Source organism: Streptomyces gottesmaniae (genome assembly GCF_031845845.1).
In the GTDB taxonomy this organism is placed as follows: domain Bacteria; phylum Actinomycetota; class Actinomycetes; order Streptomycetales; family Streptomycetaceae; genus Streptomyces; species Streptomyces akebiae.
The window spans coordinates 1-453 of the sequence record NZ_JAVRFJ010000135.1 but is presented as its reverse complement, the minus strand read 5'-3'; the positions used below and the strand labels follow the sequence as shown (position 1 = coordinate 453).

Sequence of the window (453 nt, the reverse complement as noted above, 5' to 3'; positions counted from 1 at the left end):
GATCTTCGCGAGCTCTCGCCGCAGCCGGTCTCCCTTGGCCTTCACGTTGGGGTGCGGCGTCTCGGCGGCTTTGTTGGCGTAGATGACCTTGATACGGACCTGCGGGAACGATGACGCCAGCTCTTCGAGGATGTGCAGGAAGCGCCGTGTGCGGTCCAGGAGCTTGGCGTTCGTGTGTGCGGCCAGGTCATCTTCGTCCCGGCTCATGTCCAGGAGCGTCGGCAGATGGAAGTGGAGCTTCTCGACAACGGTCTCTTGGTAGCCCGTCGAGGTCTTGGCTTGCAGGATCACCAATTCGATCTTGCCGGCACGCGACGGCAGGAACTGATGGGCATCGGCGGTGACGTAGCGCTCGTCCACGAAAGTCCAGATGCCGTCGATGCCGCAATCGTGGGCACCGTCCACGATGCCGTCCATGATTTCGTCGTTGTCGAGGTCCCAGTCCTGCAGGGC

1 pseudogene is annotated in these 453 nt (G+C 62.5%); it reads right to left on the bottom strand.

The features are described 5' to 3' along the window. Positions 1 to 453: pseudogene (locus RM704_RS44730) on the bottom strand (AIPR family protein); the annotation flags it as partial.